A 19,424-nucleotide genomic window follows, 5' to 3' on the forward strand; every position below is an offset into this window, starting at 1 on the left:
GGATGCCGATCCGCGTTGGCTCAAGCCGATCCTGTGGTCAAAACCCCGATCCCTGTGGTCAAACATTGTCCAGTTTTCGGTTCGAAGCAAACGGCGATGAGACGGCACGATCTGTAGGCACATCGTTAGGGACAATGGCTTCTTCGAAGCACAATGCTCGCGAAACGCTCTGTCTGCCCAATTATTGTGCGGACGGAAGCGCCGACAATGTGTAGGTTCCCAGTATCCATGACGCATCCAACACGGCGAATGACGCGAATTTATCCCCCAACGCGGCATGGCATCGAAATCGCGTGATACCGCTTCGAATCCCCTCAAATTGGCACAGTTCGTGCTTGAAGGAGGCGCAAGCGGGGCTCACAACCCGTCTTTTTTGGCAGTGGAGGCCACTTTTTACATGAAAAAGATCGAAGCGATCATCAAGCCGTTCAAACTAGACGAAGTGAAAGAAGCGCTTCAGGAGGCCGGGCTGCAAGGCATCACCGTTACGGAAGCCAAGGGTTTTGGCCGCCAGAAGGGCCATACCGAACTCTATCGCGGCGCTGAATATGTCGTGGATTTTCTGCCCAAGGTGAAAATCGAGGTCGTGCTCGGCGACGAGGCGGTCGAAGGCGCGATCGAAGCCATCCGCAAGGCCGCCCAGACCGGCCGCATCGGCGACGGCAAGATCTTCGTCTCCAATATCGAGGAAGTCGTGCGCATCCGCACCGGGGAAACAGGGATGGACGCGGTCTGAGCTTTCTGATTTCAGATCATCTCCTCGAAACGTCATCACACAGGGAAACATGACATGACGACAGCCAAAGACATCATGAAGCAGATCAAGGACAACGACGTGAAATTCGTTGACCTGCGCTTCACCGATCCGAAGGGCAAGCTGCAGCACGTGACGATGGATGTCGTTGAGGTCGAGGAAGACATGTTTGCCGACGGCGTCATGTTCGACGGATCTTCCATCGCCGGCTGGAAGGCGATCAACGAGTCCGACATGGTGCTGATGCCCGATACCGAGACAGTGCATATGGATCCGTTCTTCGCACAGTCGACCATGGTTATCCTGTGCGATATCCTCGATCCGATCTCCGGAGAATCCTACAACCGCGACCCGCGCGGCACCGCCAAGAAGGCTGAAGCCTATATGAAGGCGGAAGGCATCGGCGATCAGATCTTCGTCGGCCCGGAGGCCGAGTTCTTCGTGTTCGACGACGTCAAGTACAAGGCCGACCCGTACAACACCGGCTTCAAGCTCGATTCCACCGAATTGCCGTCCAACGACGACACCGACTACGAGACCGGCAATCTCGGCCACCGCCCGCGCATCAAGGGCGGCTATTTCCCGGTGCCGCCGATCGACTCGGCGCAGGACATGCGCTCTGAAATGCTGACCGTGCTCGCCGAAATGGGCGTGCGTGTCGAAAAGCACCACCACGAAGTCGCCGCTGCCCAGCACGAGCTTGGCATCAAGTTCGACACGCTGGTCCGCAACGCCGACAAAATGCTGATCTACAAATATGTCGTGCACCAGGTCGCCAATGCCTACGGCAAGACGGCCACCTTTATGCCGAAGCCAGTCTTTGGCGACAACGGCTCGGGCATGCACGTCCACCAGTCAATCTGGAAGGGCGGCAAGCCGACCTTCGCCGGCAACGAATATGCCGGCCTTTCGGAGAGCTGCCTGTTCTACATCGGCGGCATCATCAAGCACGCCAAGGCGATCAACGCCTTCACCAACCCGCTGACCAACTCCTACAAGCGTCTGGTGCCGGGCTATGAAGCGCCGGTGCTGCTCGCCTATTCGGCCCGCAACCGCTCTGCCTCCTGCCGCATTCCATTCGGCTCGTCGCCGAAGTCCAAGCGCGTCGAGGTCCGCTTCCCCGATCCGGGTGCCAACCCCTACCTCGCCTTTGCCGCCATGCTGATGGCCGGCCTGGACGGCATCAAGAACAAGATCCATCCGGGACAGCCGATGGACAAGGATCTCTACGACCTGCCGCCGAAGGAACTGAAGAAGATCCCGACCGTCTGCGGCTCGCTGCGCGAAGCCTTGCAGAGCCTCGACAAGGATCGCGGCTTCCTGAAGGCCGGCGGCGTCTTCGACGACGACCAGATCGACAGCTACATCGAGCTCAAGATGGCCGAAGTGATGCGCTTCGAGATGACCCCGCATCCGGTCGAATACGACATGTATTATTCGGTCTAAGCGAACGAGCTAAAGGACAAACAAAACCCCGCCGGAGCGATCCGGCGGGGTTTTTTGTTTGGGATGGAGAATACAAATCGAGCAGTTGGTGTAGTCGCCCTTGGCAAAACGCCGACGCGACGAGAGCGAGACACGGCGCAGACACGAAGTCCACGCCGTGACTGCATGCTCAAGCGGCAGCCGAAACCTCTGCGCTGGCCGGGACGGAGGCGATCGTCTTCAGGATCTGCGAGGCGATCTGGTAGGGGTCGCCCTGCGAGTTCGGGCGGCGATCCTCGAGATAGCCCTTGTAGCCATTGTTGATGAAGGAATGCGGCACGCGGATCGAGGCGCCGCGGTCGGCGATGCCATAGCTGAACCTGTTCCATGGCGCGGTCTCATGCTTGCCGGTCAAACGCTTGTCGTTGTCCGGCCCGTAGACGGCGATGTGATCCATCAGGTTCTTGTCGAAGGCGGCCATCAGCGCCTCGAAATAGTCTTTGCCGCCGACTTCGCGCATGTAAGCGGTCGAGAAGTTGGCGTGCATGCCGGAACCATTCCAGTCGGTGTCGCCGAGCGGCTTGCAGTGGTATTCGATGTCGATGCCGTATTTCTCGGTGAGGCGCTGCATCAGGTAGCGGGCCATCCACATCTGGTCGGCGGCCTTCTTGGAGCCCTTGCCAAAGATCTGGAATTCCCACTGGCCCTTGGCCACCTCGGCGTTGATGCCTTCATGGTTGATGCCGGCGGCAAGGCAGAGGTCGAGATGCTCCTCGACGATCTGCCTGGCGATGCTGCCGACGTTGCTGTAGCCGACGCCGGTGTAGTACGGGCCTTGCGGCGCAGGGTAGCCGCTCTCGGGGAAGCCGAGCGGGCGGCCATCCTTGTAGAAGAAATACTCCTGCTCGAAGCCGAACCAGGCGCCCTCGTCGTCGAGGATGGTGGCGCGCTTGTTGGATGCATGCGGCGTCACGCCGTCCGGCATCATGACTTCGCACATGACGAGCACGCCATTGGTGCGCGCGGGATCCGGATAGATGGCGACCGGCTTCAGCACGCAGTCGGACGAGTGGCCTTCGGCCTGCATGGTCGAGGAACCGTCGAAGCCCCACAGCGGAAGCAGGTCGAGCGTCGGAAATTCGGCATATTCCTTGATCTGCGTCTTTCCGCGAAGATTGGGAACCGGGGTGTATCCATCGAGCCAAATGTACTCGAGCTTGTATTTCGTCATTCTAGCCTCTCGTTGCTTTGATCACCGAACCTTGGACGGCGCCGGCATGCCAGCCACCCTGCAGCCGACCTGCCGGATTACTAAAAAGCAATTCGTGTGCCATTTTCGTCGGCAAAGGATGCGACAAAACTGACGCCGCATCCCGACAAATTCGTTGTGCTGCTATCGCAATGCGTCCGGATCAATCAGAAGCACGTTCTGCATAAATAACAGGCGGATACTGATCTTTTTATAATCATATTGCCTAACTCGATTGCAGAACCTATCTTCGGGAAAGATTGAATCGACAAGGCTCTGGAGAAGAAGGGAGACCGACTATGGAAATCACTCCTACCCGTCAGTCGGCCAAAATCCTGATGTTCCCGGTGGCAGCGCGCGCTTCTGCCTCAAATTTAAGCGGAAAGGCTAAGTTCGCGGCAGAGCTTGCTTCATTGCGCAACCGTACGGATTTCGGAGGCGGCTGGTACCACGAGGCCGCCATCGAGGAAGAAAAACAGGAGCGGAAGAGATAAACCTTTCCTCCGCATCGGTTTGACGAATTGCAAAAGCCCGGCGCGATCGCTCGCGCCGGGCTTTCATTGAGCTCAGGATCAGGTCTTGGCGTGCAAGTCCGTTCCCAGCGTATCCCTGACGAAGATCGTACCGATGACCAGCGACATCGCCGCGATCACCACCGGATACCAGAGGCCGTAATAGATATCGCCGCTGTAGGCGCTGAGCGCGAACACCGTCGCCGGCAGCAGGCCGCCGAACCAGCCATTGCCGATGTGATAGGGCAACGACATGCCGGTATAGCGGATGCGTGTCGGGAACATCTCGACCAGGATCGCAGCGATCGGTCCGTAGACCATGGTCACGTAAAGCACCAGGATGAATAGGATGCCGATAACCTTTGCCCAGTTCACCTGTGCAGGGTCGGCAAACATGGCAAAGGCGCCTGCTCCCGGGACGCTGTAGACGGTGATTTCGGGCGCTCCCGCCGCGGCCTCATCGGCGGTCAGCAGCTTGTCCTTGACCGCCTGGTCGGCCGCAACCGTCGTCTTGTCGCCGGCGCGGATTGCGGCGGCGTCGAGCTTCAGTTCCGGATTGGCCGCGACGAAGGCGTCAAGCTTCTGGTCGGCGACCTTGGCCGCAGCACGCTTCAGCGGATAGCCGCCGCCCTGCAACGCAATGTTGATTGCCTTCTTGAACGCGGCGTCGCTTGAAGTTGCCTTGTCTGCGGCCGCCACGGCGTCATAGGACGTCACCGTTTCGGTACCGATCTTGACACTGGCCGCGGTCCCCGCTGCCGCTGTCGTGACAATGTCATAGGGGACGGAGCTCTTGGCAAGGAAATCCGTCGCGATGTCACACGACGTGAGAGGCTTGCGTGTTCCAGTCGGATTGAACTGGAACTTGCAGTCGCCAGGCGCAGCGGTAATCGTGGCACGGGTGTTTTGCTGCGCGGTGGCGAGCGCCGGGTTGGCTGCCCAGGTCAGCGCCTTGAACAGCGGGAAGGTGGTGACGATCGCCAGCGCCAGGCCCGCCATGATGATCGGCTTGCGGCCAATCTTGTCGGAGAGCCAGCCGAACACGACGAAGAAGATCGTGCCGAGCGCCAGCGCAATGGCGATCATGATGTTGACCGACTGACCGTCGACCTTGAGCACGTTCTGCAGGAAAAACAGCGCGTAGAACTGGCCGTTGTACCAGACCACGGCCTGGCCGGCAGTAAGGCCGAGAAGCGCCAGAATGGCGATCTTGGCATTTTTCCATTGGCCGAAGGCTTCCGTCAGCGGCGCCTTGGAACCCTTACCTTCGTCCTTCATGCGCTGGAATGTCGGCGATTCGGCGAGCGACAGGCGAATCCAGACCGAAATGCCGAGCAGGATCGCTGAGAGCAGGAACGGAATGCGCCAGCCCCAATCCGCGAAATCCTCCTTGCTCAGCGAATTTTGCACGATAAGGATGACGACCAGCGACAGGAACAGGCCGAGCGTCGCCGTCGTCTGGATCCACGATGTATAGAAGCCGCGACGGTCGTCGGGCGCATGCTCGGCCACATAGGTCGCCGCACCGCCATATTCACCGCCGAGCGCCAGGCCCTGCAGCATGCGCAGCGCAATCAGGATAATGGGCGCTGCAATGCCCCAGCTTGCCGAACCGGGCAGCAAGCCGACCAGGAAAGTCGACAGGCCCATGATCAGGATGGTGACGAGAAAGGTGTATTTGCGACCAACGAGATCACCGATGCGGCCAAACACCAGCGCGCCGAACGGGCGCACGAGGAAGCCGGCGGCGAAAACCAGCAGCGTAAAGATGTTGCGCGTCGCTTCCGGATACGAGTTGAAGAATGTCGAGCCGATCGCGGCCGCCAATGCGCCGTAGAGATAGAAATCGTACCATTCGAAAACGGTGCCGAGCGAGGAAGCGAAGATGACTTTCTTCTCTTCCCGCGTCATTCCGCGGCTTGCTCTGCCGGCGGTCGCTGCCATTGCCATGAATTCGTCCTCCCGTGACATCTCGCTGTGCTTGATGCTGCGCGGTGTCGCCTCTGGACACGAACTCACGCAGCTATCGCCGCGAGAAGTGACAGAAAGCGCCGCCCAGAGGCAGCCCGTCTTTGGGATTATGACTTTGGTCCAATGCATCGGTTCGAACATCGAAATTCGATCTTCGGAAAGCAGGATGCATAGATTCAAAGTGTTAGAGCGTACTTTGCACGTCCAACTGGAACGCACTCCGCTCTAATGGCCAGGAAACGAATCAGGGTGGCGATTGCCGTCAGCCCTTGAGCGCCTCGAGGAGACCGACCGCGGCCATCATGTCGCGCTTGCGGTGGGCACGGCGGGCGACGGCCTCCGCGTCATGGCCCCAGTGCTCGGCCTGCCAGTCCTCGTCGACATGGCCGGCGGCCCAGGCTGCCTCACCGTCGATCTCGCCGAAATCGACGGCCAGCGCCAGCAGAGCCGATCCCGTCAGCGACGTCATGACGTGGATGGCGGCAAGCCGGAGCGGGTCGGCACGCTGGGCAAGATGAACGCCGAGCACTGCGATGCTCTCACGCGGCTGCTCGACATGGATCACCCCTTCGGCGAGATGAAACCGGGCGCCGAGCGCGCTCCGCGCCCAGTCGATGACGGGATCCCAATGTTCGTTCTGCCGGTCGACAAGCCCTTGTGGGGCGTCGGCGCGATAGCAGAGCAGGTCGGACGAGGCGAAGCGCAGGATGTCTTCCAAAACTGCCTGCGGGTCGCTGGCGACGCCGTCGATGGCCGTGTTGACCAGACGCATGACCGGCATCGTCATCGGGTCGATGGTCTCACCTTGCGCAGCGAACTCGTCGGCGACCAGCGCGGCGGCTTTTTCGGTCGGGAGCACCAGCAGCGCCTTGCCCGGCGTGCGAACCGGCTTGCCATCGAGATGAACGGCAAAACCAGCTTCGGCCGGTGCGACCGAGACGGCTTTGTAGAAGCGTTTCGGCAGGTGCGTCTTCATCTGGATCTGGGCACGGCGTACCGGATCCGGATCGGAGAGCTGCTTTCCCGCTTCGAGGTCGTTGAGAATATCGCGCATGCCGGAGCCTTTCATCCGGGGATATGTTTTCGGGCCGGCCGATTCACAATGATCAGACCGGCTGCGATGAGGCCGAGTGCCAGGAAAATACGAATGGTCAGCGGCTCGTTCAAGAAGATGGCGCCGCACAGCACGCCGAACACCGGCGACAGGAAGGTGAAGCTCGACAGGCCCGATGCCGGATAGCGCCTGAGCAGCCAGAACCACAGCACATAGGTGAAGGCGACGATGTAGACCGCCTGGAAAAGCAGGGCCAAGGTCGGCAAAGCGGCGAAATCGCGGACAGACGGCCCGGCGAAAGGCAGCACCAAGGCGCCGACCACGGCAGCGCCGGCCAGTTGATAGAGCAGCAATTTCTCGGCGCTCGTTTCCGCCAATTTCGTCCGCTTGATGACGATATAGGTCAACGCCCAGAGAATGCCGGCGCCGAGACTGAGCAGGTCACCGGTTAATGTCGCACCATTATCGGCGCTCAGCTGGTCGGAGAACACCGCGACCAATCCAGCGAATGCGAGCAGAAGTCCGACGAGCCGGCGCGCGGTGATGCGTTCGTTCAGGAGGAAATGCCCGCCGACCAGCACCCAGAACGGCATGGTGTTGACCAGCAAGGTGTTGCGCGCCACGGTCGTCTGTTCGAGCCCGACATATAGAAACAGGAACTCGAGACCAAAAAGCGCGCCTGCCAGCAAGCCGGCGACAAGTGTTCCGTCGCGGCTGAAAAGCGCAATGCCGCGCCAGCGGCACCAGACGAGCACGCACAGCCCGCCAATGACCGACCGTGCGATCGACAGGAAAACGGGATCGTAGCCGGCATAGGAGATTTTGGCGGCGACGTAGTTCAGCCCCCAGGAAAAGGTCAGCCCAACCATAATGGCGGCCGCCGCCATGTCGACCCTGTCGCGGCGGTCGAGTGTATCGGTGGCGATACCCACTGGACCTAGTCCTCCGCGCTGGCGTCGTCGAAGCCGATCAGGTTCCAGCTCTGGCGCATATGCGGCGGCATCGGTGCGGTAACGTCGATAAAGCCCCTGTCGGGATGCGGGATGACGATGCGGCGCGCGTGCAGATGCAAGCGGTTCTGCATGCCGCCGGGGAAATCCCAATTGGTGTCGGCCTCGAAATATTTGGGGTCACCGATGATCGGGCAGCCGATGTGAGCGGCATGGACGCGAAGCTGGTGGGTACGGCCGGTATAGGGTTCCATTTCCAGCCAGGACAGGGTCTGCGCCGCCTGTTCGACGATCCGGTAATAAGACACCGCGTGGTCCGCGCCCTTTTCGCCATGCTTGGCAACGCGCACGCGGTCGCCGTCGGGCGTCGGCTCCTTGATCAGCCAGGTCGAGATCTTGTCCTCGCGCTTCGGCGGCACGCCCTTGACCAGCGCCCAATAGGTCTTCTTGGTCTCACGCGCCCGGAACGCCTCGGCAAGCTTCATGGCGGCGAGCCTGGTGCGGGCGACGACCAGCACGCCTGACGTGTCGCGGTCGAGCCGGTGCACCAGACGCGGTTTCTCGCCCTTCTGGTTGCGCCAGGCTTCCAGCATGTCGTCGACATTGCGGGTGACACCCGAGCCACCCTGAACGGCAAGGCCTGCAGGCTTATTGAAGACGAAGACCTTCGGATCTTCATGGATCAGCATTTGGGCCAGAACTTCAGCGTCGCCCTGATTGCGGATCGAGTGACCGGTGAGCGGGCTCTCGCCCTTCTTGTCCACTTCGAGCGGTGGGATCCGAACCGTCTGGCCCGGCTCGACGCGGGTATCAGCCTTCACCCTGCCACCATCGACTCGGATCTGGCCGGAGCGCAGCAGCTTTTGCAGATGGCCGAAGCCGAGACCCGGAAAATGGGTCTTGAACCAGCGATCGAGCCGCATGCCCGCCTCGCCGGCCTCCACCGTGATCTGTTCTACGCCTGCCATTGTCTCGTTTTACCCGTTTCTAGCGCATGACCTGAAATCGTTGTTCGGAAAGGTCATGCGCAAAATCAAAATGCTACAGCGTCCTTTGCGCGTCCTAAGGGACACGCGGCGATGTAAGCGGGGGCAATAGCATTAAGGCAGGCTTCTTGCGAGCCAAAGACCCAGAAATAGCGCAATGATCGCGCCAATGAGGCTGGCAAGGGCATATCCGAACGCCGGCAGCGTCGCGCCACGCTCCCACAGCGTCGCGAAATCGAGCGAAAAGGCGGAGAAGGTGGTGAAACCGCCAAGAATGCCAGTGGCGACGAACAGCCGAAGCTCGTTCGATCCGCCGTAGCGCCGCGCCAGGGTCGTGATGAACAGACCCATCGCAAAGGAGCCGACAATGTTGATCGCCATCGTGCCCCAGGGAAAACTCGGGCCGACAAGACGCAGCGCGACGAAATTGGCGACGTGGCGCAGCCCCGCACCAATAGCGCCGCCCGCGGCAACGAGGAGGAGATTAATCATCGCCGTCTACTGCCCTTACAGGGCCTTCTCGGTCAATCCCTGCCGCGTGCACTCGAAGTTGGCGGATGCACAAATCGTCGAATGCGCTCCACCCTGCCACATCACAGTGGGTGTGAGCGGAGGCCGCAACCGCTTCGGACGCTTCGCCGCAGGTCCGTGCGCAGGCCTGTCGAGCAGGTCGTCCATCATCCAATCAGGATCGGGCGGACCATGTCCAGCTTTTCGACGACGAAATCGAAAAATGCGCGGATGCGTGGAGTTTGCCGAAGCTCTGGGTGGGTCAGCAGATACCAACCCCTTGTCAGTTCCGGCACTGGCGGCAGGATCCGGACCAGATCGTCGTCCATATCGGCGATCGTTGTCGGCAGCGGCGCAATGCCGATCCCCGATTTGACGGCATGCAGGACACCCAGCACGCTGTTGTTGCGCGCGGCGATATTGGCGCCTGGCGCTATCGCCGCGAGCCACTTTGCCGCTCGGTGATTGATCAGCATGCCGTCAAAACCGACGATTGCATGACGCCCAACATCCTCGATACGTTGCGGAGCGCCGTGTTGCTGGACATAGGAGCGGCTGCCATAGACGGCCCAGATGGAGTCGGCGATCTTCCGGCCAATCAGGGTTTCGTCAGCGGGCTCACCGGATCTGAGCGCGATGTCGGCCTCCCCCTTGGACAGATCGAGATAGCGGTCGCTCATCACAAATTCGATGCGCAATGCCGGGTAGCGCGCATGAAACATGTCGAGCAGCGTCGAACCGACAATGCGTGAAACGAGTGGTTCCGGAACGGTCAGCCGAATGGTTCCAGCCAGGTCGCTGCGATAGGCGACGATCCGGCGTTCGAGTGCCATCACGGACGTCTCGATGGCCTCGGCCGCCGGAAGCAGCGCCTCGCCGAACTCCGTCAACCGGTAACCGGCGGGGTAGCGCAACATGAGCGGGCCGCCGATGCGCCGCTCAAGCTCGGCGATGCGCCGATGGACCGTCGACTGATTCACGCCGAGCGCCCTTGAGGCGGCAAGTGTGCTGCCATGGCGCGCGACGGCCAGGAAATAGCGAAGGTCGCTCCAGTCGAACATCGCCGATGTTATGCATCCTTGCATGCTCGCTCCGCAACCTTGCTGCTGCCGCCCGCACAGCACCGGTACTAAGCTCAGCCTAGTGAAATGGAGAACGGCGATGCACAAGACGGCGGAAGTCGGTTCGGCGATCTCCGGCCTCACGGTCGGCGTCACCATCTCGGCGCGGGAAACGGGCGCCGCCAAATTGCAGGTGCTGCACCGGGAAGCAACCGCAGCAATGCCCAAAACGTCCGACCAGGAAATACGCGTGCTTCTGGCCACGCTCGAACCCGGCGATTGCACACCCTGTCATTCGCATCGCTTTCCGGTAACGGTCTACATGCTGGAGGGCACTTTCACTCTGGAACTGGACGGGCGTGAAGCGGTCACGGTGAAATCCGGAGAGATTTTTGTCGAACCGCCGCTGGTCAAAATGACCGGACGGAACCTGGACGCGCGGCAGACGGCGCGCATGGTTCTGTTCTATGTCAGTGATCCAAACATGCCGTTTGCCGATCCGACCGAATGAAGCGAGCTTATTTGTTCCGCTCACCGCGCAGCTTCGCCCAATAGTCGAGCCGTTTCCTGATATCACGCTCGAAACCGCGCTCCGGAGGATCATAGAATGTGCGGCGGCCCATCTTTTCCGGAAAATAATCCTGTCCGGAAAAAGCGTCAGGCTCGTCGTGGTCGTAACGGTAGCCGGCGCCGTAATCTTCTTCTTTCATCAGCTTGGTCGGCGCGTTGAGGATGTGTTTGGGCGGCAGCAGCGAGCCAAACTCCTTCGCCGCCTGAGTGGCGGCCTTGAAGGCGGTGTAGACCGCGTTGGATTTGGGCGCGCTGGCGAGATAGACGGTGGCCTCGGCGAAGGCGAGCTCGCCCTCTGGCGAGCCCAGGTAGTCGTAGGCATCCTTGGCGGCATTGGCGATGACCAGCGCCTGCGGGTCTGCCAGTCCGATATCCTCCATCGCCATGCGCACCAGCCGGCGGCCGAGATAGAGCGGATCCTCGCCGGCGTCGAACATGCGGGCGAGATAATAGAGGGCGGCGTCCGGGTCGGAGCCGCGCACCGATTTATGCAGCGCCGATATCAGATTGTAGTGGCCGTCCTGGCCCTTATCGTAGATCGGCGCCCGGCGCTGGACGATGCGCTGCAGGCCCTCGGCGCCGAACACCTCGCCTGACTTGGCGGCGCGCCAGACCTCTTCGGCCAGCGTCAGCGCCGCGCGGCCATCGCCATCGCTCATGCGGATGAGCATCGCCCTCGCCTCATCGTCGAGCGGCAGCGCCCTGCCCTCGGTCTCCTCGGCACGCACCAGCAGTTTTGCGATGCTGTCCTCACCGAGCGAATGGAAGACCAGCACGCGCGCGCGGGATAGAAGCGCCGCGTTCAGCTCGAACGACGGGTTCTCCGTGGTGGCGCCAACCAGCACGACTGTGCCGTCTTCCATCACAGGCAGAAAACTGTCCTGCTGGGCCCGGTTGAAGCGATGAATCTCGTCGACGAAGAGCAGCGTCTGACGGCCGCTGGTGCGGCGCAGCTTTGCCGCCTCGAATACTTTCTTTAGGTCGGCGACACCGGAAAACACCGCCGATATCTGTTGGAAGGCAAGGCTGGTTTCGCCGGCAAGCAGCCGCGCGACCGTGGTCTTGCCCGTCCCGGGCGGTCCCCAGAAGATCATCGAGCCGATGGAGCCCGAGCCGATCAGCCGCGTCAGTGCGCCGTCAGGCCCGGTCAGATGCTCCTGGCCAACGACCTCGCCGAGGTTCTTCGGGCGCAGTCGGTCGGCCAGCGGCCTGCCGGGCGGCGCCTTTTCCGGTTCATCGACACTGAACAGATCGGCCATGCACTTCTTTTCGTTGGAGCGCGATCTCGTCCGAAGGATCGAGGCTCGGGCTCAGTAACGCAACACCTGGCGCAGTATCTGCCCGCCGCGCTCGACGGTAAAGCGCCACCAGCGCGTCTCTTCCATGGCTGCCTGTTCCAGGGTCGCGGCGCTATCGATGGTTAAGCCATTGACCTCGCGAACGATGTCGCCCGGCTGGAAGCCGAAACCGGCTGCAGGCGAACCGCGATTGATGTCGACCACGGTAACACCCTTGACATCTGTGCGCATGCCGAGCCGCTGCGCGAGCCGAGGCGACAGGTCCGCAACCTTGGCGCCGGAAAACGGGCTGCGACCGCGCAGTGTCACTTCCGCGAGTTTTGCACCTTCCGGCGCGCGCTGCAGCGCAATCTCCATCGTCGCTTGCTGGCCTTTGCTGAGGACGCCGAAGCTGGCATTGGTGCCGATCGACAGCGTCGCCATCCGGTAATCCAGCGCCTCGATACTCTCGACCGGCGTGCCGTTGAGCGACAGCACGACATCGCCGGGCTTGAGCCCCGCCGTGGCCGCCGGCCCTGTTTCTTCGACGGTCGAAACCAGCGCCCCGGTCGGGGTCTCCAGACCAAGCGATTCGGCGATCTGCGGCGTCACGCGCTCGAATTCGGCGCCGATATAGGGCCGCTCGAAGAAGTCGCGCCCGGCCTTGGCCGCATCGGCAAACGCGCGAACCATGTTGGAGGGAATAGCAAAGCCGATGCCGATCGAGCCGCCGCTGCGGCTGTAGATCGCCGTGTTTATGCCGACCAGTTGGCCACCCATGTTGATCAGCGCACCGCCGGAATTGCCCGGATTGATCGCGGCGTCGGTCTGGATGAAGAAACTGGAATCGGAAACGCCGATGTGGCTGCGGGCAAGCGCCGAAACGATGCCGCTGGTCGTGGTCTGGCCGACACCGAAAGGGTTGCCGATGGCCAACAACAGGTCGCCAACCTCGAGCGCGTCGGAATCGCCGATGGCGACGACCGGAAATGGCTTGTCGGAGAAGATCTTGAGCACGGCGAGGTCAAGCGTCTCGTCCTTGAGCAGCACCTTGCTGTCGAATTCACGCCCGTCCGCGGTGGCGACCTTGACCTGATCGGCGTCCTTGATGAGGTGGAAATTGGTGACCACTATGCCTGTCGGATCGACCAGCACGCCGGAGCCGAGCGAGGACTGCGCACGCGGCTGCGAACGGCCGAAGAACTCTTCGAAGAAAGGATCGCCGTCGAAGGGCGACCTCAACTTGGCCGTTTGCGAAGCATAAACATTGACCACGGCCGGCGCCGTCTGCTTGACCAGCGGCGCGAAGGACAGTTGCACCTCCTCGCGGCCGAACGGCACGCGCTTGTCTGGACCGGAGGTGGCATTTTCGCCTTCGGCGCCGCGCAGCATGTCGGTCAGCACATCGGACAGACCTGGATCGGCCTTGGTGTCCTGAGCCAGCGCCTGCCTGGCCGCCGGCACGACTGCCAGCGCCATCAAGGCGCAGAGTAGAACAAGAGACAGCCGTTTTACGCGCATTCCGAATCCTCCGGGTCGGGCGCCATTGTCCCGACGATTGTGCAAAATGAAAGGCTAAGGCAATGAAATCGAATTATTTTGAGCGATAAGGTCTGAGCTGAGCCAAGAAATGGTCGCAAATCTTCCCTGCCGCATTCCGGAATACAAAAAGGGGCCCGCAGGCCCCTTTGAACTCTTTACCCAAACCGAAGCTTATGCGGCTGCGGCTTCCTCGTCGGTGCCTTCTGCCTCGATGCGGGCACGGTCGCCGGCGCCCTTGGCCGAGGTGTCGCGATCGACGAACTCGATGACTGCCATGGCGGCATTGTCACCGTGGCGGAAGCCCGCCTTCATGATGCGCAGATAGCCGCCATTGCGGGTGGCGTAGCGCGGCGCGATCGTGTCGAACAGGCGCTTGACGACACCTTCATTGCCGATCTGGGCAATCACCTGACGGCGGGCATGCAGATCGCCGCGCTTGCCGAGCGTCACCAGCTTTTCGACGATCGGACGCAGATCCTTCGCCTTCGGCAATGTGGTGAGGATCTGCTCATGCTCGATGAGCGATACGGCAAGGTTGGCAAACATCGACTTGCGATGGCTTATGCTGCGGGCGAACCGGCGACCTTTAAATCCGTGGCGCATGGCTCTTCTCCTTCATTCCGGGTTCAAGAGGCCACAGCCTCAGTTGGTTAGCCGCATGATCTTGTCCGAAAAGTCTGCAACTTTTTGCTGCGCTGACCTTCGGTTCGGGACCATGCTTAGTATTGATCTTCGTAACGCTTGGCGAGGTCTTCGATGTTTTCCGGCGGCCAATCCGGCACTTCCATGCCGAGGTGCAGGCCCATAGCCGCCAGGACTTCCTTGATCTCGTTCAGCGACTTGCGGCCGAAGTTCGGGGTGCGCAGCATCTCGGCTTCGGTCTTCTGGATCAGGTCGCCGATATAGACGATGTTGTCGTTCTTCAAGCAGTTGGCCGAACGCACCGAAAGCTCCAGCTCGTCGACCTTCTTGAGCAGCGCCGGGTTGAAGGCAAGCTCGGTCACCTGCTCGGCGGCGACTTCCTTCTGCGGCTCGTCGAAATTGACGAACAGACCAAGCTGGTCCTGCAGGATGCGGGCAGCGAAAGCCACCGCGTCCTCGCCCGAGATCGAACCGTCGGTGTCGATCGTCATGGTCAGCTTGTCATAGTCGAGAACCTGGCCCTCACGGGTGTTCTCGACCTTGTAGGAGACCTTTTTGACCGGCGAGTAGAGGCTGTCGACCGGGATGAGACCGATCGGCGCGTCTTCAGCACGATTACGGTCGGCCGGAACGTAGCCCTTGCCGGTATCGACGGTGAACTCCATGCGGATTTCAGCGCCCTCGTCCAGCGTACAGATGACGTGGTCGGGATTGAGGATCTCGACGTCGCCGACCGTCTGGATGTCGCCGGCGAGAACAGCGCCCGGTCCCTGCTTGCGCACGACCATGCGCTTGGGGCCGTCACCTTCCATGCGGATGGCGATTTCCTTGATGTTCAAGACGATATCGGTCACGTCCTCGCGCACGCCGGCGATGGACGAGAATTCATGCAAAACCCCGTCGATCTGCACGGCAGTTACTGCTGCGCCACGCAGCGAAGACAGAAGCACGCGACGTAGCGCATTGCCGAGGGTCAGACCAAAGCCGCGCTCGAGCGGCTCGGCGACCAGCGTGGTCAGCGTCTTCTTCTTCGACGAAAACTCGATCTTGTTCGGCTTGATCAGTTCCTGCCAATTTTTCTGGATCATGATGCTTTCCTTCCGTTGACCCGCCACCATCCAATCGTGGCGGGCGACCTGGAATGCCGTGGAGGAACGCTACTCGCGTTCGCGCGGCGTTCGGTAATTCTTAGACGCGGCGCTTCTTGCGCGGGCGGCAGCCATTGTGCGGGATCGGCGTCACATCACGGATCGAGGTGATGGTAAATCCGGCTGCCTGCAGCGCGCGCAGCGCGGATTCACGACCGGAGCCGGGCCCACAGACTTCGACCTCGAGCATGCGCATGCCGTGTTCCTGGGCCTTCTTGGCAACGTCCTCGGCAGCCATCTGGGCAGCGAACGGGGTCGACTTGCGAGACCCCTTGAAGCCCTGGGCTCCCGCCGACGACCAGGCAATCGAATTGCCCTGCGCGTCGGTGATGGTGATCATCGTGTTGTTGAAGGTCGAGTTGACGTGGGCAACGCCCGACGAAATATTCTTGCGTTCGCGACGGCGAACACGTGTGGCTTCCTTGGCCATGATGGTCCTTTCAGTTGATCTCTACACCGCCGTAATGCCAGCGGCTCCACCTTCGTAAGGGAGTAGGGAATAGGGCAGTAAGACAGTAGGGAAACGCGCGGCTGTTCCCTACTGCCTTACTCCCCTACTCCCTTATTCCCCTAAATTACTTCTTTTTGCCGGCGATCGACTTGGCCGGGCCCTTGCGGGTGCGCGCATTGGTATGCGTGCGCTGGCCGCGAACCGGCAGCGAGCGGCGATGGCGCAGGCCGCGATAGCAGCCGAGGTCCATGAGCCGCTTGATGTTCATCGACACTTCGCGGCGCAGATCGCCCTCGACCTGATAGTCGCGGTCGATCGTCTCGCGGATCTGCAGCACTTCCGCGTCGGTCAGCTGGTTGACGCGGCGCTCGGCCGGGATGCCGACCTTGTCGACGATCTCCTGGGCGAAGTTCTTGCCAATGCCGTGAATGTACTGAAGCGCAATGACAACGCGCTTGTTGGTCGGAATGTTGACGCCGGCTATACGAGCCATGTTCTTCTCTTCTCCATGTGGGCCGGACAAGCCGGCGCTATCAAAGTTGCCCCGCGTCCGGTGGAGGCCGGCCCATGCGGGAGTTTCCAGTTCAAAGCGGTTGCCTTGCCCTTGCGGGCAAGCAAGCCTCATGCCTGATAGGAAGACGGGCCGCCATACCCCAGCGGACTGCTCCAGTCAAGCGTAATCGTTCGATTCTCTAGCTGGCCGCCTGGCCAACCTGCTGGGTCGCAGCCGTGAGCACCACTTCGATCTGTCGCGTCACCGCATCGATCTCGGCCATGCCGTCGACACCTCTCAGCTTGCCCTTGGCATAGTAGTAGCCGATCAGCGGCGACGTTTTCTTGTAGTACTCCTTCAGGCGCTCTTCGAACACTGCCGGATTGTCGTCCTTGCGCACAGGCAGACCCGCGGCCTTGGCCTCTTCGACGCGCTTGCCGATTCGACCAACCAGTGCCTTGTCGTCGACGACAAGTTCGATGACGGCGTCGAGCGTGAGGCCGCGATCCGAGAGCATCGATTCAACCGCGTCCGCTTGCACCAAGGTTCGCGGGTATCCGTCAAGGATGAAACCCTTTGCGCAATCGGCCTGATCGATACGCTCTGCCACGATGGCGTTGACGATGGCGTCGGAAACCAGTTCGCCAGCGTCCATCACCGCCTTGGCGCGCTTGCCGACTTCGGTACCGGCCTGGACAGCGGCGCGCAGCATATCGCCCGTGGAGAGTTGGGGTATGCCGTATTTTTCTACCAGTCTTTGTGCTTGCGTCCCCTTGCCCGCCCCTGGCGGTCCAAGCAATATCAACCTCATCTGGCCTTTTTCCCCCCGCGCAGCTTCGACTTCTTGATCAGGCCCTCATACTGGTGCGCGATCAGGTGACCCTGAATCTGCGCCACCGTATCGAGCGTTACACTGACCACGATCAGAAGCGATGTGCCACCGAGGTAGAATGGTACGCCAGTCGCTGAAATCAGGAACTCGGGCAGCAGACACACCAGCACCAGATAGATGGCGCCGACGACGGTGATGCGGGTGAGAACATAGTCGATGTAATCGGCGGTGCGCTCGCCCGGACGGTAGCCCGGAATGAAACCCGAATGCTTCTTGAGCTGGTCGGCGGTGTCCTTCGGGTTGAAGACGATCGCCGTATAGAAGAAGGCGAAAAACACGATCATCGCCGCATAGAACGCCATGTAGAGCGGCTGGCCATGGCCGAGTGCCGCCAGGACGGTGCTGGCCCAGGCTGGCATGTTGGTCGTCTGCGAGAAACCGGCGACCGTCGCCGGCAGCAACAGCAGCGAAGACGCGAAGATCGGCGGAATGACGCCGGCCGTGTTGAGCTTGAGCGGCAGGTGCGAGGTGTCACCCTGGAACATGCGGTTGCCGACCTGGCGCTTCGGATACTGGATCAGCAAGCGCCGCTGGGCGCGCTCGAAGAACACGATCAGCGCGATAACGACGACGGCAAGAACGATTATCGCCAGGATCAGACCGGTCGACAGCGCGCCGGTGCGGCCAAGTTCCAGCGTACCGGAGATGGCTTGCGGCAGGCCGGCGACGATACCGGAAAAGATGATCAGCGAAATGCCGTTGCCGATGCCGCGGGCGGTGATCTGCTCGCCGAGCCACATCAGGAACATGGTGCCGCCGACCAGCGTGATGACGGTCGAGATGCGGAAGAACATGCCGGGATCGCTGACGATGCCGTTGCCGCCTTCCAGCCCGACCGCAATGCCGTAAGCCTGGACCAGGGCCAAAAGCACGGTGCCGTAGCGCGTATACTGGTTGATGACCTTGCGGCCCTGTTCGCCTTCCTTCTTCAACGCCTCCAGAGTCGGGATGACGGAGGTCATCAGCTGCATGATGATGGAAGCAGAGATATAGGGCATGATGCCGAGGGCAAAGATCGCCATGCGCTCGACGGCGCCGCCGGCGAACATGTTGAACATGCCAAGCACGCCCTTGCTCTGCGACGAGAAGGCCTGGGCGAAAGCGTCGGGATTGATGCCAGGCAGCGGGATATAGGTGCCGAGGCGGTAGACGAGCAGCGCGCCGATGGTGAACCAGATGCGCTTCTTCAGATCCTCGGCCTTGGCGAAGGCCGAGAAATTCAGATTCGAGGCTAGTTGTTCAGCAGCCGAAGCCATGCCTGATTCTCCGCTTGGTCACGCTCGATGGCCCGCAACTCAGGCGGCGCGTGTCACCGAAGCTCACGAGATAAGCTCCGGACTGCAAACATGCAAGCGGCCGCGTTGATGCGGCCGCCATATTGATCGGATCAAAGCGCAATCGAAAGCGAAACGTGTCTCACTCTTGCCGATCGCGCTTCAAATCGCCGTTACTCGGCGGCTGCCTTTTCCGGCAGCTTCACCGAACCGCCGGCCTTTTCGATCTTCTCGATGGCGGCCTTGGAGGCGCCGGCCACGTCGAAGGCGAGCTTCGACTTGATGTCGCCGTCCGAGAGGATGCGCACGCCGTCCTTGACGCGGCGGATGACCCCGGCAGCGACCAGCGCTTCGGCCGTCACAGTCGTCTTGGCGTCGAGCTTCTTGGCATCGAGCGCGGCCTGGATGCGGGCCAGCGACACGACGGCAAAGCTCTTGGCGAAGATGTTGTTGAAGCCACGCTTCGGCAGGCGCCGATAGAGCGGCATCTGGCCACCCTCGAAGCCGTTGACGGCGACGCCGGAGCGCGCCTTCTGGCCCTTGACGCCGCGACCGGCAGTCTTGCCCGAGCCGGAACCGATGCCGCGGCCGAGACGCTTCTTGGAATGCGTCGCGCCGTCCTTGTCACGCAGATCGTTGAGTTTCATCTGAGTTCTCCTGCGC

General features: G+C 61.3%; 20 protein-coding genes. 4 read left to right on the forward strand and 16 right to left on the reverse strand.

The window, feature by feature from the left end; all coding sequences use genetic code 11:
* Positions 1 to 397: 397 nt before the first annotated feature.
* On the forward strand, positions 398 to 736 hold the full coding sequence (locus CIT31_RS23825; protein WP_095494897.1) for a P-II family nitrogen regulator: 339 nt from the start codon (positions 398 to 400) through the stop codon (positions 734 to 736).
* 54 nt (positions 737 to 790) lie between these two features.
* Entirely contained in the window at positions 791 to 2,200 is a 1,410-nt protein-coding gene (gene glnA / locus CIT31_RS23830; RefSeq protein ID WP_023799265.1) for a type I glutamate--ammonia ligase, read from the forward strand.
* 169 nt (positions 2,201 to 2,369) lie between these two features.
* On the opposite strand, the gene CIT31_RS23835 is transcribed toward glnA, so the two are convergent.
* The gene (locus CIT31_RS23835; protein ID WP_095520640.1) at positions 2,370 to 3,410 is read right to left on the reverse strand and encodes a glutamine synthetase beta-grasp domain-containing protein; all 1,041 of its coding nucleotides are present in this window, start codon (positions 3,408 to 3,410) and stop codon (positions 2,370 to 2,372) included.
* Positions 3,411 to 3,727: 317 nt separating this feature from the next.
* Here CIT31_RS23835 and CIT31_RS23840 point away from each other — a divergent pair, with 317 nt between their 5' ends.
* Positions 3,728 to 3,922: a DUF2735 domain-containing protein gene (locus tag CIT31_RS23840; protein WP_095520641.1), complete on the forward strand. Its 195-nt coding sequence runs from the start codon at positions 3,728 to 3,730 to the stop codon at positions 3,920 to 3,922.
* A 78-nt stretch (positions 3,923 to 4,000) separates the two neighbouring features.
* On the opposite strand, the gene CIT31_RS23845 is transcribed toward CIT31_RS23840, so the two are convergent.
* The 6 genes from CIT31_RS23845 to CIT31_RS23870 all read right to left on the reverse strand — a co-directional run bounded on the left by CIT31_RS23845 (position 4,001) and on the right by CIT31_RS23870 (position 10,496).
* A complete protein-coding gene (locus CIT31_RS23845) occupies positions 4,001 to 5,890 on the reverse strand; it encodes an MFS transporter (protein WP_095520660.1) in 1,890 nt (629 codons plus the stop codon).
* 283 nt (positions 5,891 to 6,173) lie between these two features.
* Positions 6,174 to 6,965, reverse strand: a complete 792-nt coding sequence (locus CIT31_RS23850; RefSeq protein WP_095520661.1) for an ATP12 family chaperone protein — start codon at positions 6,963 to 6,965, stop codon at positions 6,174 to 6,176.
* Positions 6,966 to 6,976: 11 nt separating this feature from the next.
* Complete coding sequence (locus CIT31_RS23855) at positions 6,977 to 7,852, reverse strand: DMT family transporter (protein ID WP_165778539.1); 876 nt, start codon at positions 7,850 to 7,852, stop codon at positions 6,977 to 6,979.
* 50 nt (positions 7,853 to 7,902) lie between these two features.
* A complete protein-coding gene (locus CIT31_RS23860; RefSeq protein ID WP_095520643.1) occupies positions 7,903 to 8,883 on the reverse strand; it encodes an RluA family pseudouridine synthase in 981 nt (326 codons plus the stop codon).
* A gap of 132 nt (positions 8,884 to 9,015) precedes the next feature.
* Positions 9,016 to 9,393 (reverse strand): fluoride efflux transporter CrcB, encoded by a 378-nt coding sequence (gene crcB / locus CIT31_RS23865; RefSeq protein WP_029352249.1) that lies wholly within the window; start codon positions 9,391 to 9,393, stop codon positions 9,016 to 9,018.
* Between the two features lie 185 nt (positions 9,394 to 9,578).
* Positions 9,579 to 10,496, reverse strand: coding sequence for a LysR family transcriptional regulator (locus tag CIT31_RS23870; protein ID WP_165778538.1), 918 nt, complete (start codon positions 10,494 to 10,496; stop codon positions 9,579 to 9,581).
* Between the two features lie 76 nt (positions 10,497 to 10,572).
* On the opposite strand from CIT31_RS23870, the gene CIT31_RS23875 reads away from it, so the two are divergent.
* Complete coding sequence (locus tag CIT31_RS23875) at positions 10,573 to 10,983, forward strand: cupin domain-containing protein (protein WP_095520645.1); 411 nt, start codon at positions 10,573 to 10,575, stop codon at positions 10,981 to 10,983.
* Between the two features lie 7 nt (positions 10,984 to 10,990).
* On the opposite strand, the gene CIT31_RS23880 is transcribed toward CIT31_RS23875, so the two are convergent.
* The 9 genes from CIT31_RS23880 to rplO form a co-directional block, all read right to left on the reverse strand.
* Positions 10,991 to 12,301, reverse strand: coding sequence for a replication-associated recombination protein A (locus CIT31_RS23880; RefSeq protein WP_095520646.1), 1,311 nt, complete (start codon positions 12,299 to 12,301; stop codon positions 10,991 to 10,993).
* 51 nt (positions 12,302 to 12,352) lie between these two features.
* Complete coding sequence (locus CIT31_RS23885; protein WP_095520647.1) at positions 12,353 to 13,840, reverse strand: DegQ family serine endoprotease; 1,488 nt, start codon at positions 13,838 to 13,840, stop codon at positions 12,353 to 12,355.
* A gap of 192 nt (positions 13,841 to 14,032) precedes the next feature.
* Positions 14,033 to 14,464: a 50S ribosomal protein L17 gene (gene rplQ, locus CIT31_RS23890; RefSeq protein WP_023799277.1), complete on the reverse strand. Its 432-nt coding sequence runs from the start codon at positions 14,462 to 14,464 to the stop codon at positions 14,033 to 14,035.
* A 116-nt stretch (positions 14,465 to 14,580) separates the two neighbouring features.
* Entirely contained in the window at positions 14,581 to 15,591 is a 1,011-nt protein-coding gene (locus tag CIT31_RS23895; protein ID WP_023799278.1) for a DNA-directed RNA polymerase subunit alpha, read from the reverse strand.
* Between the two features lie 100 nt (positions 15,592 to 15,691).
* Positions 15,692 to 16,081, reverse strand: a complete 390-nt coding sequence (gene rpsK / locus CIT31_RS23900; RefSeq protein WP_023799279.1) for a 30S ribosomal protein S11 — start codon at positions 16,079 to 16,081, stop codon at positions 15,692 to 15,694.
* 145 nt (positions 16,082 to 16,226) lie between these two features.
* Positions 16,227 to 16,595 (reverse strand): 30S ribosomal protein S13, encoded by a 369-nt coding sequence (gene rpsM / locus CIT31_RS23905; protein ID WP_029352234.1) that lies wholly within the window; start codon positions 16,593 to 16,595, stop codon positions 16,227 to 16,229.
* 199 nt (positions 16,596 to 16,794) lie between these two features.
* Complete coding sequence (locus tag CIT31_RS23910; RefSeq protein WP_095520648.1) at positions 16,795 to 17,406, reverse strand: adenylate kinase; 612 nt, start codon at positions 17,404 to 17,406, stop codon at positions 16,795 to 16,797.
* Entirely contained in the window at positions 17,403 to 18,743 is a 1,341-nt protein-coding gene (gene secY / locus CIT31_RS23915; RefSeq protein ID WP_065008707.1) for a preprotein translocase subunit SecY, read from the reverse strand. Before secY ends, CIT31_RS23910 begins: the two co-directional genes overlap by 4 nt.
* Before the next feature lie 191 nt (positions 18,744 to 18,934).
* Positions 18,935 to 19,408 carry a 50S ribosomal protein L15 gene (gene rplO / locus CIT31_RS23920; RefSeq protein WP_029352230.1) on the reverse strand — a complete coding sequence of 158 codons (474 nt, stop codon included), beginning with the start codon at positions 19,406 to 19,408 and terminating at the stop codon, positions 18,935 to 18,937.
* Between the last annotated feature and the right edge of the window lie 16 nt (positions 19,409 to 19,424).

It is taken from the genome of Mesorhizobium wenxiniae (genome assembly GCF_002284535.1).
In the GTDB taxonomy this organism is placed as follows: domain Bacteria; phylum Pseudomonadota; class Alphaproteobacteria; order Rhizobiales; family Rhizobiaceae; genus Mesorhizobium; species Mesorhizobium wenxiniae.